The 13,068-nt window shown below is 73.0% G+C and carries 12 protein-coding genes; 9 read left to right on the forward strand and 3 right to left on the reverse strand.

The genetic code is table 11. The annotated features are described in order from the left end of the window. The first annotated feature begins 74 nt into the window (after window positions 1-74). From RGE_RS01895 to RGE_RS01910, 4 genes are all read left to right on the forward strand, one after another. Window positions 75-1,817, forward strand: a complete 1,743-nt coding sequence (locus RGE_RS01895) for a methyl-accepting chemotaxis protein (protein ID WP_014426608.1) — start codon at window positions 75-77, stop codon at window positions 1,815-1,817. Window positions 1,818-2,002: 185 nt separating this feature from the next. Then, the gene (locus RGE_RS01900; protein WP_014426609.1) at window positions 2,003-3,409 is read left to right on the forward strand and encodes a bifunctional enoyl-CoA hydratase/phosphate acetyltransferase; all 1,407 of its coding nucleotides are present in this window, start codon (window positions 2,003-2,005) and stop codon (window positions 3,407-3,409) included. Next, a complete protein-coding gene (locus RGE_RS01905; protein WP_014426610.1) occupies window positions 3,406-4,587 on the forward strand; it encodes an acetate/propionate family kinase in 1,182 nt (393 codons plus the stop codon). Before RGE_RS01900 ends, RGE_RS01905 begins: the two co-directional genes overlap by 4 nt. Window positions 4,588-4,603: 16 nt before the next feature. Then, window positions 4,604-6,373 carry a PHA/PHB synthase family protein gene (locus RGE_RS01910; RefSeq protein ID WP_014426611.1) on the forward strand — a complete coding sequence of 590 codons (1,770 nt, stop codon included), beginning with the start codon at window positions 4,604-4,606 and terminating at the stop codon, window positions 6,371-6,373. Here RGE_RS01910 and RGE_RS01915 read toward each other — a convergent pair. Further along, on the reverse strand, window positions 6,370-6,561 hold the full coding sequence (locus RGE_RS01915; RefSeq protein ID WP_014426612.1) for a hypothetical protein: 192 nt from the start codon (window positions 6,559-6,561) through the stop codon (window positions 6,370-6,372). The genes RGE_RS01910 and RGE_RS01915 overlap by 4 nt on opposite strands. Before the next feature lie 175 nt (window positions 6,562-6,736). Beyond that, complete coding sequence (gene selD / locus RGE_RS01920; protein ID WP_043784503.1) at window positions 6,737-7,804, reverse strand: selenide, water dikinase SelD; 1,068 nt, start codon at window positions 7,802-7,804, stop codon at window positions 6,737-6,739. Window positions 7,805-7,925: 121 nt separating this feature from the next. On the opposite strand from selD, the gene RGE_RS01925 reads away from it, so the two are divergent. From RGE_RS01925 to RGE_RS01945, 5 genes are read left to right on the forward strand one after another with little or no spacing between them, the layout of a single operon-like run. Next, a complete protein-coding gene (locus RGE_RS01925) occupies window positions 7,926-8,786 on the forward strand; it encodes a putative selenate ABC transporter substrate-binding protein (RefSeq protein WP_014426614.1) in 861 nt (286 codons plus the stop codon). A gap of 11 nt (window positions 8,787-8,797) precedes the next feature. Beyond that, window positions 8,798-9,613 (forward strand): phosphonate ABC transporter ATP-binding protein, encoded by an 816-nt coding sequence (locus RGE_RS01930; protein WP_014426615.1) that lies wholly within the window; start codon window positions 8,798-8,800, stop codon window positions 9,611-9,613. After that, on the forward strand, window positions 9,607-10,428 hold the full coding sequence (locus RGE_RS01935) for a PhnE/PtxC family ABC transporter permease (RefSeq protein WP_014426616.1): 822 nt from the start codon (window positions 9,607-9,609) through the stop codon (window positions 10,426-10,428). The genes RGE_RS01930 and RGE_RS01935 overlap by 7 nt, the downstream gene beginning before the upstream one ends. Then, the gene (gene phnE, locus RGE_RS01940; RefSeq protein WP_043783707.1) at window positions 10,425-11,189 is read left to right on the forward strand and encodes a phosphonate ABC transporter, permease protein PhnE; all 765 of its coding nucleotides are present in this window, start codon (window positions 10,425-10,427) and stop codon (window positions 11,187-11,189) included. The genes RGE_RS01935 and phnE overlap by 4 nt, the downstream gene beginning before the upstream one ends. A gap of 41 nt (window positions 11,190-11,230) precedes the next feature. Continuing rightward, on the forward strand, window positions 11,231-12,238 hold the full coding sequence (locus RGE_RS01945; protein WP_014426618.1) for an NAD-dependent epimerase: 1,008 nt from the start codon (window positions 11,231-11,233) through the stop codon (window positions 12,236-12,238). Here RGE_RS01945 and RGE_RS01950 read toward each other — a convergent pair. Continuing rightward, window positions 12,226-13,035 carry a S1C family serine protease gene (locus tag RGE_RS01950; protein ID WP_232504974.1) on the reverse strand — a complete coding sequence of 270 codons (810 nt, stop codon included), beginning with the start codon at window positions 13,033-13,035 and terminating at the stop codon, window positions 12,226-12,228. The genes RGE_RS01945 and RGE_RS01950 overlap by 13 nt on opposite strands. Window positions 13,036-13,068: the final 33 nt, after the last annotated feature.

Here is a 13,068-nt window from a genome sequence, read left to right on the forward strand (position 1 = left end):
GTCGCTGTTCTTCCCGATGATCGTCGCAGGCGCCCCCGCCCGGGGTGCCGGCTCGATCCTCGAAGAAGAACGGCATGAACATCACCGCTTTCACCGTGCGCACCCGGCTGCTGGTCAGCTTCGGGGCGCTCGCTTCCCTCGTGCTCGTGGTCTGCGGCTTCGCGCTGCATGCCCAGTGGAAGAGCTACCGGGTCTTCGCCAGCTACGTCAACGAGGATGCGCAGCGGCTGCAGCTCTCCAACCGGGTGCTCGATGCGGCCAATGCGCGTGCGATCGGCGCCCGTGACCTGGTCATCGTCGACTCCGAGACCGAGCGCGCCGCGCTGAAGTCGGCCGTCGGCCAGGCCGACCAGCGTGTGCAGCAGAACCTCGCGCGCCTGAAGCAGGCGCTCGCCACCGCCGACGACATCGGCGAGCGTGAGCGCGAACTCTTCAGCACGATCGAACGCATCGAGGCCGAGTACGGCCCGGTGGCGCGCGCGATCGTCGATCTCGGCGCCTCGGGCCGGCGCGAGGAGGCGATCCGCCGCATCGACGAGCAGTGCCGCCCGCTGCTGGCGCGGCTGATCGCCGCCGCCGACGCCTATGTCGAACACGGCAACAAGCTGGCGGCCGAGCACGTCGCGCTGGCCGACGCCGCGTTCGCCGCGCAGCGCTGGCTGCTGGTCGGTGTCGGCCTGGCCGCGATGCTGCTGGCCGGCGTGCTGGCCCACCTGGTGACGCGTGGCATCACGCGGGCGCTGGGGGCCGAGCCGGGTGAACTCGGCGCGGCGGCTTCGCGCGTGGCCGACGGCGACCTGGGTCCGGTGCCGGGTGCCGAACACGCGCCGGCCGGCAGCGTGCTGGCTTCGCTGGGCGCGATGCAGCGCAGCCTGGCGCAGATCGTCGCCCAGGTGCGTTCGGCTTCCGATTCGATCGCCACCGGTTCGGCGCAGATCGCCACCGGCAACGCCGACCTGTCGCAGCGTACCGAGACCCAGGCCTCCAACCTGGCCGAGACCGCGGCCTCGATGGACGAGATGAGCGCCTCGGTGCGCCACAACGCCGAGACCGCGCAGCAGGCGACGCAGCTCGCCGGCTCGGCCAGCGGCGTGGCGCGCCAGGGCGGCCAGGTCGTCGGCGCGGTGGTCTCGACGATGCAGGAGATCAGCGACAGCTCGCGCCGCATCGCCGACATCACCGGCGTCATCGACGGCATCGCTTTCCAGACCAACATCCTGGCGCTCAACGCCGCCGTCGAAGCCGCGCGTGCCGGCGAGCAGGGCCGCGGCTTCGCGGTCGTCGCCGGCGAGGTGCGCTCGCTGGCCCACCGAGCCGCCGAGGCGGCACGCGAGATCAAGTCGCTGATCGGCAGCTCGGTCGAAAAGGTCGAGGCCGGCTCGCGCCTGGTCGGCGACGCCGGCCGCACCATGGACGAGATCGTCGCCCAGGTGCAGCGTGTGGCCGACCTGATCGGCGAGATCGGCCATGCGACGACCGAGCAGACCGCCGGCATCGCCCAGGTCAGCACCGCCGTCGGCGGCCTGGACCAGGCGACGCAGCAGAACGCCGCACTCGTCGAAGAGAGCGCCGCGGCCGCCGAGAGCCTGCGCCAGCAGGCCGCGCGGCTGACCACGCTGGTCAGCGTCTTCCGCCTCGGCGCCGGCGAGGCCGCGCCGGTGGCCGCCGTGCCCGCCGCTGCGGCGCGGCCGACTACGACGGCGCCGCAGCGCCCGGCGCGCCCCGCGCCGCTGCCGACCACGAAGAGCCGGCCGGCTTTGCCCGCTCCGGCGGCTGTCGCGCCGGCCTCGGCCGGCGACGACTGGACCAGCTTCTGAGTCGGCGGCGGCGCTGTCGCGCGACCCCGACGGCTCGCTTGATGCACGTCATGTGCAGTGCAGCAAAACGGCTTGCACTGCGCGCCGCCGCACGGCGCTAGGCTGAGCGCCTCACACGGCGCGGCCGCTGGCGGCCAGAATCGGTCTGTCGGGCGCATCGCCGAGACGCCAGCGAGGACGGATTCATGGGTGCTCACGAAGGCCTGATCGAGAACCTGACCTACGACGAGCTGCGTCCGGGCCAGCGCGCGCAGATGATGCGCACGCTGTCGATGGACGACATCAACGCCTTCGCGCTGGTCTCCGGCGACGTCAACCCGGCGCACGTCGATGCCGAGTACGCCGAGGGCACGCGCTTCAAGGGCGTCATCGCGCACGGCATGTGGGCCGGCGCGCTGATCTCCAGCCTGCTGGGCACCGAGTTCCCCGGCCCGGGCACGATCTATCTCGAGCAGAGCCTGCGTTTCCACCGCCCGGTGCACGTCGGCGACACGCTGACGGTGGGCGTCACGGTGGCCGAGAAGGACGACGCGACGCGCAACGTGGCGCTCGACTGCATCGTGCTGAACCAGCATGGCGACCAGGTCGTCACAGGCCGCGCGCTGGTGCGCGCGCCGACGCAGAAGATCGTGCGTCCGCGCACGGCGATGCCGACGATGCACCTCTTCGACCCCGAGGCGCGGCTCGAAGCCTGGGTGCAGACGCTGAGCGGCCACCTGCCGGTGCGCTGCGTCGTCGTGCACCCCTGCGACGAAGGCTCGCTGCACGGCGCGCTCGACGCGCGCGCGCACGGGCTGATCGAGCCGGTGCTCGTCGGCCCGGCGCTGCGCATCCGCACGCTGGCCGAGCAGATGCAGGTTTCGCTCGACGGCCTCGAACTCGTCGACGTGCCGCACAGCCACGCCGCCGCGGTCGCCGCCGCGGCGCTGGCCGCACGCGGCGAGGCGCAGATGCTGATGAAGGGCAGCCTGCACACCGACGAGCTGATCAAGGCCGTGCTCGACGAGAGCTCGCTGCGCACCGGGCGTCGCATGTCGCACGTCTACCGCTTCGAGGTGCCGGCGTATCCGAAGCCGCTGCTCGTCACCGACGCGGCGATCAACATCGCGCCGACGCTGGCCGAGAAGGCCGACATCGTGCGCAACGCCGTCGAGCTGGCGCACGCGCTGGGCGTGCACCAGCCGTTGGTCGCGCTGCTGTCGGCGGTGGAGACGGTGACGCCGCGGCTGGCCTCGACGCTGGACGCCGCGGCGCTGTGCAAGATGGCCGACCGCGGCCAGATCACCGGCGCGCTGCTCGACGGCCCGCTGGCCTTCGACAACGCGATCTCGGTCGAGGCCGCGCGCATCAAGAACATCGAGTCGCCGGTGGCCGGCAACGCCGACATCCTGGTCGTGCCCGACCTGGAGGCCGGCAACATGCTCGCCAAGCAGCTGGAGTACCTGGCCGGCGCGGCGAGCTGCGGCGTCGTGCTCGGCGCCCGCGTGCCGATCGCGCTGACCAGCCGCGCCGACGCGCCGATCTCGCGCATGGCCTCGGCGGCGCTGGCCGGCGTCGTCGCGCGCGCCATCGCGGCCGGGAAGGCACGATGAGCGGCGCACCGCGCGACGCGGTGCTGGCGCTCAACGCGGGGTCCTCGTCGCTGAAGTTCGGGGTCTACGAGCGCCAGGGCCCGGCCCTGTGGACCGGCCTCTTCGAAGGCCTGGAGCCCGGCGGCACGCCGAGCTGGCACCTTGCCGGCGAAACCGCGCGCGCGCTGCTGCCGGCGCCGGGGCAGGACGGTTTCGCCGCCGCGCTGGACGCGCTGCTGGCCTTGTTGGCGGCGCGCGGGCGGCGGCTGGCGGCGGTGGCGCACCGCGTGGTGCACGGCGGCGAGCGCTGCGTCGCGCCCTGCGTGCTCGACGCCGAACTGCTGGCCTATCTGCACACGCTGGAGCCGCTGGCGCCGCTGCACCAGCCGCACAACCTGGCCGGCGTCGCCGCGATTCACCGCGCGCAGCCGGCGCTGCCGCAGCTGGCGTGTTTCGACACCGCCTTCCACGCGAGCATGCCCGAGGTCGAACGCCGGCTGCCGCTGCCGCGCGACTTCGAGTCGCGAGGCCTGCGCCGCTACGGCTTTCACGGCCTGTCCTACGAGTCGGTCGCCGGCACGCTGGCCACCGTCTCGCCGCGCGCCGGCGGCCGGCTGCTGATGGCCCACCTGGGCAACGGCGCCAGCCTCTGCGGCGCGATCGGCGGGCGTTCGGTCGCCTCGTCGATGGGCCTGTCGGCGCTGGACGGGCTGATGATGGGCACCCGCAGCGGCGCGCTCGACCCCGGCGTGCTGCTCTACCTGTGGCGCGACGGCTGGACGCTGGAGCAGGTCGAGCGCCTGCTCTACAAGCAGTCGGGCCTGCTCGGCGTGTCCGGGCTGTCGGCCGACATGCGCACGCTGCGCGCCAGTGCCGAACCGGCGGCGGCCGAGGCGATCGCGCTCTTCACCCACCGCCTGCTGCGCGAAGCCGGCGCCATCGTCGCCGTGCTCGGCGGGCTGGAGCTGCTGGCCTTCACCGGCGGCATCGGCGAACACGACGCGCAGCTGCGCGAAGACGTCGCCGCCGGGCTGGGTTTCACCGGCCTGGTGCTCGACCCCGCCGCCAACCGCGCTGCGCCGCCCGACCGGCCGGTGCCGGTGCACGCTGCCGGCAGCGCGGTCGAGGTCTGGGTCGTGCCGACCGACGAAGGCCGCGTCGCCGCCGACGCCGCCTTCCGCCATCTCGACGCTGCCTGAGTTCCGAGGAGTCCGCATGCACAACCCGAACGTCGCCGCCGCCGTGCTGGCCGATCCCGCGCTGGACCCGGCGCTGGCCGCGGCGCGCCGCCTCGACAGCCATTTCCACGCCGCCGTCGCGCCGGCCTTCTCAGGCCTGTCGCCGATCTCGCTGGCGCTGGCCTGGCAGGACTGGGCGCTGCACCTGGCGACGCAGCCGGCCACCGCGCTGGCGCTGTTCGCGCGTGCCCAGCAGTCCTGGCTGCAGGCCTGGGGCGAGATGCTGGGCCATGCCGAACCCGGCAACGGCGACGCGCGTTTCGCCGCCCCGGCCTGGAAACACTGGCCCTGGGCGCCGGCGGTGCACGGCTGGCACGCCGCCGAACGCTGGTGGCAGGACGCGACCGACCTGCGCGGCGTCGATCCGCACCACCGCGAGGTCGTGCGCTTCTTCGCCCGCCAGTGGCTGGACATGCTGGCGCCGTCGAACGCCGGCCTGGCCAACCCCGAGGTGCTGCAGCGCACCGCCGAACGCGGCGGCGCCAACCTCGTCGACGGCACGCTGCACGCGCTGGACGACTGGCGGCGCCAGCACGGGCTGGAGCCGCTGCGCACGCCCGAGCGGCGTTACGAACCCGGTGTCGACGTCGCCGTGACGCCGGGCCAGGTGGTCTGGCGCAACCACCTCGTCGAGCTGATCCAGTACCTGCCGCTGACCGCCTCGGTGCAGGCCGAGCCGGTGTTCATCGTGCCGTCGTGGATCATGAAGTACTACATCCTCGACCTGTCGCCGCACAACTCGTTCGTGAAGTGGCTGGTCGAGCAGGGCCACACGGTCTTCATCCTCAGCTGGCGCAACCCCGACGAGTCGGACGCGCTGCTGGCGATGCAGGACTACCTGGAGCTCGGCATCTTCGACCCGCTGGCGCAGATCGCCCGGATGATTCCGGGGCGGCGCGTTCACGCCTGCGGCTACTGCCTGGGCGGCACGTTGCTGTCGCTGGCCGCGGCGGCGCTGGCGCGGCCGGGGCGCATCGCACGCGCCGAGCTGCTGCCCGAGCTGGCCAGCGTCTCGCTGCTGGCTGCCGAGACCGACTTCAGCGAACCCGGCGAGATGGGCGTGCTGATCGACGAGTCGCAGGTCACGCTGCTCGAGGACATGATGGCCGAACGCGGTTTCCTCACCGGCGCGCAGATGGCGGGCTCCTTCGCCTACCTGCATTCGCGCGACCAGGTCTGGTCACGCCGGCTGCGCGAGTTCTGGCTCGGCGAGCCCGACAGCCCCAACGACCTGATGGCCTGGAACGCCGACCTGACGCGCATGCCGGCGGCGATGCACAGCGAGTACCTGCGCCGCTGCTACCTGCGCAACGAGATCGCCGAAGGGCGTTTCCCGGTCGAGGGGCGCGCGGTGTCGCTGTCGGACATCGCGGCGCCGATGTTCGTCGTCGGCACCGAGAAGGACCACGTCTCGCCGTGGAAGTCGGTCTACAAGATCCACCGCCTGGCCGACACCGCGATCAGCTTCGTGCTGACCAGCGGCGGCCACAACGCCGGCATCGTCAGCGAGCCCGGCCACGCCAACCGGCGCTACCGCATGGCCACGCGCGAGGCCGACGGCGCCTGGGTCGACCCCGAGGCCTGGGCCGAGCAGGCGGCGCGCCACGAAGGCTCGTGGTGGACCGCCTGGCACGACTGGCTGCTGGCCCAGGGCAGCGGCGAAACCGCCAAGGCGCGCACGCCGGCCAAGGCCGACGTCGTCTGCGCCGCGCCGGGCACTTACGTCCACCAGTGCTGGCGTGACTAAGGCGGGTCGGCGGACCGCGCGACGAAACGCGTGACCGCGGCGATCAGCGCGCGGTGCGGCAGGTCGCCGCAGCCTGGCAGTTCCAGCAGCACCGTGCCGGGCGGCGCGTCGCGGCCGATCCCGCGCCACCCGATGCGCACGGCGCGGCCGTCGGAGCGCAGGTCGCAGAACGAAGTCGGTGGCGGCATCGCGCGACCACTACCCGGCGTGCCGGCTTGAGCCTTCGGTCGCCGGGGCCTTGGCGCGGCTTTTTGGCGCTGCGGCTGCGCCCGGCCCAGAATGGCTTCGCTGCCTGACGGTTCCGGACGTCGGGTGGTCAGGAAGATCGAGTTACGGGGCCCTCGCGGCCCCGTTTTTTTGGCCTCAGCGAACGCGCAGCCGCGGCGCCGGGCCGGCGGCCGGCACGACGCGGCCGACGACCGCGGCCTCGCCGAAGCCGTGTTCGCGGAAGATCGCCAGCACCGCGTCCAGCGCCTCGGGCGTGCAGGCGGTGAGCAGGCCGCCGCTGGTCTGCGGGTCGGTCAGCAGCGCGCGGTCTTCGGCGGCGAAGCCCTCGGGCAGTGCGACTTCGGCGCCGTAGCTGGCCCAGTTGCGGCCCGACGCGCCGGTGACGAAACCCTGGCCGGCGAGCGAACGCACGCCCGGCAGCAGCGGCACCGCGGCCCAGTCGAGCTCGACGTCGTGGCCCGAGCCGCGTGCCATCTCCAGCGCGTGGCCGGCGAGCGCGAAACCGGTGACGTCGGTCAGCGCATGCACCGCGTCCAGCGCCGCGAGGTCGGGCCCCGGCGTGTTGAGCTTGGTCGTCGTCGCGATCATCCGGTCATAGCCCTCGGCACCGAGCGCGCCCTTCTTCAGCGCCGCCGACATCACGCCGACGCCCAGCGGCTTGCCCAGCACCAGCAGGTCGCCGGGCTTCGCGCCGGCGTTGCGGCGCACACGCTGCGGGTGCACCAGGCCCAGCGCCACGAGGCCGTAGATCGCCTCGACCGAGTCGATCGAGTGGCCGCCGGCGATCGGGATGCCGGCCGCGCGGCAGACCGAGGCGCCGCCTTCGAGCACCCGCCCGATGGTGGCGGTCGACAGCACCGCGATCGGCATGCCGACCAGTGCCAGCGCCAGGATCGGCTTGCCGCCCATCGCGTAGACGTCGGACAGCGCGTTGGTCGCCGCGATGCGGCCGAAGTCGAAGGGATCGTCGACGATCGGCATGAAGAAGTCGGTCGTCGCGACCAGCGCCTGCTCGTCGTTCAACTGGTAGACCGCGGCGTCGTCGCTGGTCTCGATGCCGACCAGCAGCTCGGGCGGCACCGGCATCGCGGAGGCGCCGCGCAGGATCTCGGTCAGCACGCCCGGGGCGATCTTGCAGCCGCAGCCGCCGCCGTGCGACAGCGAGGTCAGGCGGGGTTCGGCGGCGGCGGGAGGTGTGGTCATCGGCGGCTTTCGCAAGAACAGGTCGGCCGCGAGCATAGTCCGGCCCGGGAAACCGAGCGCCTGCGCGGGCCGGGCCGAAATTCCATAATCGCGCCCCCCAACTGCGCCCCAGGGAGAGCCGATGTTCCACCGCCTGATGTCCCGCGCGCTGCGCGCCGCCGTCGTCGCCGCCGCTTTCGCCGCCGTGGGCGCCCACGCCCAGCAGGTGCTGCGCGTCACCGCGATCCCCGACGAGTCGCCGACCGAACTCGCGCGCAAGGCCGCGCCGCTGGTCAAGTACCTCGAAAGCAAGCTCGGCATGAAGGTCGAGTACACGCCGGTGACCGACTACGCCGCGGCCGTCGAGACCCTGGTCACGCGCAAGATCGACCTCGCCTGGTTCGGCGGCTTCACCTTCGTGCAGGCCAACATCCGCTCCGGCGGCCAGGTGATCCCGCTGGTGCAGCGCGAGGAGGACCAGAAGTTCCGCTCGGTCTTCGTCACCGCCGACCCCGCGGTGCGTTCGCTGGCCGACATCAAGGGCCGAGACTTCAGCTTCGGCTCGCAGAGCTCGACCTCGGGCCACCTGATGCCGCGCAGCTTCCTGATGCAGGCCGGCATCGAGCCCGACCGCGACTTCCGCCGCGTCGCCTACAGCGGCGCGCACGACGCCACGGTGGCCGCGGTCGCCGCCGGCAAGGTGGCCGCCGGTGCACTGAACATCTCGGTCTGGGAGAAGCTGGTGGCCGACAAGAAGGTCGACACCGAACGTGTGCGCGTCTTCTACACGACGCCTGCCTACTACGACTACAACTGGACCGTGCACGCCCAGATGCCGGCGGCGCTGCGCGAGAAGCTCAAGGCCGCCTTCCTGGCGCTGTCGCGCGATAGCGCCGAAGGCCGCGAGGTGCTGGAGCTGCAGCGTGCGACGCGTTTCGTGCCGACCAGCCCGGACAACTACAAGGGCATCGAGGCCGCGGCACGCGCCGCCGGCCTGATCTGAGCCCGGCAGCGATGCGCATCGCGCTGGCCGCCGCCGTCGGCCGCCACCCGGCGGCGCGTGCCGACGCGCCGGCGGCGATCGCCGGCCTGACGCTGGACATCGCGCCCGGCGAGGCGCTGGCCGTCATCGGCCCTTCGGGCGCCGGCAAGACGACGCTGCTGCAGCTCATCGCCGCGGCGCTGCGGCCTTCGGCCGGGCGTGTCGAACTCGACGGCACCGACCCGTGGACGCTGCCGCGCGCCGCACTGCAGCGGCTTCGCGGCCGGCTGTTCCTGGCGCCGCAGACGCCGCCGCTGCCGCCGCGCCAGCGCGTCGTCACCGCGGTGACGGCCGGCCGGCTGCCGGCGATGGGCTTCTGGCAGAGCCTGGCGGCGCTGGTGCATGCGCAGGACATCGGCGCCGCCGAGGCGGCGCTGGCGCGTTTCGACCTCGCCGACAAGCTCTTCGAGCGTGTCGACCGCCTGTCCGGCGGCGAGCGCCAGCGTGTCGGCCTGGCGCGTGCGCTGCTGTCGCCGGCGGCACTGTGGCTGGTCGACGAGCCGCTGTCGGCGCTGGATCCGGCGCGTGCCGCGCAGGCGCTTGCCGCCTTGCGCGACGAGGCTGCGGCACGCGGCGTGACGCTGGTCGCATCGCTGCACCAGGTCGACGCGGCGCTGGCCTCGTTCCCGCGGGTCGTCGGCCTGCGCGACGGCCGCCTGGCTTTCGACCTGCCGGCCGCCGAGGTGACGCCGGCGAGGCTGCAGGCCTTGTACGCGGCGCGCGAGGACTTCGCGCCGGTGATCGAGGATCTGCCGGCCGAACGCCCGCTGGTCGCCGGCCGATGCTGAACCCGGCGCGCCGCGACCCGGCCTGGGCCGGCCGGGTCTTCTGGACCGGCGCCGTGCTGGTGCTGCTCTGGCCGCTGGTCGTGGCCACCGAGTTCCGGCCGCTGCGGCTGTTCGAGCCCGAGACGCTGGCCGTCAGCGCGCGCTTCCTCGCCGCCTTCTTCCCGCCGGCGCTCTCGCCCGAGTTCCTGGCCCTGGTCGCGAAAGCGACCTGGCGCACCGTCGCGATCGCCACCGCCGGCATCACGCTGGGGCTGCTGATCGCCGTGCCGGGCGCGCTGCTGACGGCGCGTGTGCTGTCGCTCTCGGCGCTGGCCGGGCCGATGGCGGCGCTGCCGGCGGTCCTGCGCCAAGCGGTGCGTGGGGTGCTCGTCGTGCTGCGCAGCGTGCCCGAGCTGGTCTGGGCGCTGGTCTTCGTGCGCGTCGTCGGCCTGGGGCCGACCGCGGGGGTGCTGGCGATCGCGCTGACCTACGGCGGCATGCTCGGCAAGGTCTACGCCGAGATCCTCGACAGCGGCGAGGCGGCGCCGGCGCAGGCGCTGCTGCGCCAGGGCGCGGGCCGGCTGCAGGCCTTCTTCTGGGCGCTGCTGCCGCAGAACGCGCACGAACTCGCCTCCTACACCGTCTACCGCTGGGAATGCGCGATCCGTTCGTCGGTGGTGCTCGGTTTCGTCGGCGCCGGCGGCCTGGGCCAGGAGCTGGACGGCTCGCTGAAGATGTTCGCCGGCGCCGAGGTGGCGACGATGCTGATCGTCTTCGTCGCGCTGGTGGCGCTGGCCGACCGCGCCAGCGCGACGATCCGCAAGGTGCTGGGATGAGCGTGCCGCGGCCCCCCGTCGACTGGCGCGTGCGTGTGCTGCTGGCCGCACTGGCGGCGCTGGTCGTCGCCAGCTTCGTCTCGCTGGACCTGCAGTGGCGCGCCTTCTTCTCGGCCGAGGCGCTGGGCTCGATGGCGCGTTTCGTCGCCGAGTTCTTCCCGCCGACGCACGACCCGGTGTTCGTCGCCAAGGTCGCGCGCGGCGCCGGCGAGACGCTGGCGATGTCACTGCTGGGCACCGCGCTGGCGGCCGTCGGCGGCCTGCTGCTGGCGCTGCCGCGCCGCGGCCGGTGGCTGGCGCGATGGCTGATGAACGCGCTGCGTGCGGTGCCCGAACTCGTCTGGGCGGCGCTGCTGCTGGTCGCCGCCGGCCTGGGGCCGATGACCGGCACGCTGGCGCTGGCGCTGCACACCACCGGCGTGCTCGGGCGCTTGTTCGGCGAGGCGATCGAGAACGCGCCGCCCGGTCCGGCCGAGGCGCTGCGCGCCCAGGGCGTCGAAGGCTGGCGCGTCGCCGCCTGGGCGACGCTGCCGCAGGTGCTGCCGCAGCTCGTCAGCTACACGCTGTACCGCTGGGAGAACAACATCCGCGCCGCCGCGGTGCTGGGCGTCGTCGGCGCCGGCGGGCTGGGGCAGATGCTGGCTTTCCACCTGGGCCTGTTCCAGATGGGGCGCACGGCGACGGTGCTGCTGGCGATGATCGTGCTGGTGCTGGCAGTCGACGCGGCGAGCGTGTTCACGCGCCGTCGGCTGATGCGCTGAACGGCGGGCCCGCCGGGAGGCTACATGCCAAAATCCCGGCGATGAAGATCCTGCTCACCGGCGCCGCCGGTTTCATCGGCATGACCACGGCGCTGCGCCTGCTGGCGCGCGGCGACGAGGTGGTCGGGCTCGACAACCTCAACGACTACTACGACGTCCGCCTGAAGCTCGACCGCCTGGCGCGGCTCGAGCCGCTGCCGGGCTTCCGCTTCGTCAAGCTCGACGTCGCCGACCGCGCCGGCATGGAGGCGCTGTTCGCCGCGGAGCGTTTCGACCGCGTCATCCACCTCGCCGCGCAGGCCGGCGTGCGCTATTCGCTGCAGAACCCGCACGCCTACATCGACAGCAACGTCGTCGGCTTCATGAACATCCTCGAGGGCTGCCGCCACACGCAGGTGCAGCAACTCGTCTACGCCTCGAGCTCCAGCGTCTACGGCGGCAACACGAAGATGCCGTTCTCCGAGCACGACAGCGTCGACCACCCGGTCAGCCTGTACGCGGCGACGAAGAAGGCCAACGAGCTGATGGCGCACACCTACAGCCATCTCTACGGCCTGCCGACCACCGGGCTGCGCTTCTTCACGGTCTACGGCCCCTGGGGCCGGCCGGACATGGCGCTGTTCCTGTTCACCAAGGCGATCCTCGAAGGGCGTGCGATCGACGTCTTCAACCACGGCCGCATGAAGCGCGACTTCACCTACGTGGACGACATCGTCGAAGGCGTGATCCGGGTGCTCGACCGCACGGCCGAACCCGACCCGGCCTACGTCGCCGACGCGCCGGACCCGGGCACCAGCAACGTGCCCTACCGCGTCTTCAACATCGGCAACCACCAGCCGGTGGAGCTGATGGAGTTCATCGGCCACATCGAGGCCGCGCTGGGCCGCCAGGCGCAGAAGAACCTGCTGCCGCTGCAGGACGGCGACGTGCCCGCGACCTATGCCGACGTCGACGCGCTGTCGGCCTGGACCGGCTTCGTGCCGGCCACCGACCTGCGCACCGGCATCGGCCGCTTCGTCGACTGGTACCGCGGCTACTACCGCGTCTGAGCCGAGGCCGTCGGCTCGGCCGGCGCCGGCAGCGTCTGCGCGAGCAGCTCGCGCACGTGGCGCACCGGGATCGCGTAGCTGATCCCGGACGGGAACTGGATCGCGTTCTCGCGCGTGCCGCGCACCAGCACCATGTTGACGACGGCGACGACATCGCCGGTCTCGGCGTCGAGCACCGGCCCGCCGCTGTTGCCCGGATAGGCGGTGGCGTCGAGCTGGAAGATGTCGAACGGGCCTTCGCGCAGCTTCTGCAGCGCGCGCGGGTCGAGCTGGCGCGAGGTCGAGGCCGGCAGCGCGATCGCGGTGATCGCCGAGATGATGCCGCGGTGCGTGACCGGCGAATAACCTAGCGCACCGGCGATCGGGAAACCGACCAGCGCGACCGACATGCCTTCGCGCGCGCCGTCGCTGTCGGCCAGGGCCAGCGGCGGCAGCGCGGGCCCCTCGATCTTCAGCAGCACCAGGTCGTGGGCGCGGTCGGCGCCGACGATCTTCGCCGAGCGGGCCTCGGAGACGCGGCCGCCGCGTGCCACGAGCACCGACAGCCGCGAGAGCTGCTCGACCTCGTTGGCACCGGGCAGCACGTGCTGGTTGGTGATGACGTAGCTGCCGTCGGCGACGACGAAGCCGCTGCCGCGGAACGAGAAACGCGGGCTGTCCAGCGGGTTGAAGGTGCCGACGGCGACGACGCCCGGTTTCACCGAGGCGATGACGTCGGGCAGGCCGGCCTGGGCGGGCAGGGCGAAGGCCAGCAGCGCGGCGGCGAGCCACGCGCGGCGGCGGGTGTCGGGTTTCAAGTCGCCGTCCTTCGGCCGCGGAGACTCACGCGG

This window comes from Rubrivivax gelatinosus IL144 (assembly GCF_000284255.1).
GTDB lineage: Bacteria > Pseudomonadota > Gammaproteobacteria > Burkholderiales > Burkholderiaceae_C > Rubrivivax > Rubrivivax gelatinosus_A.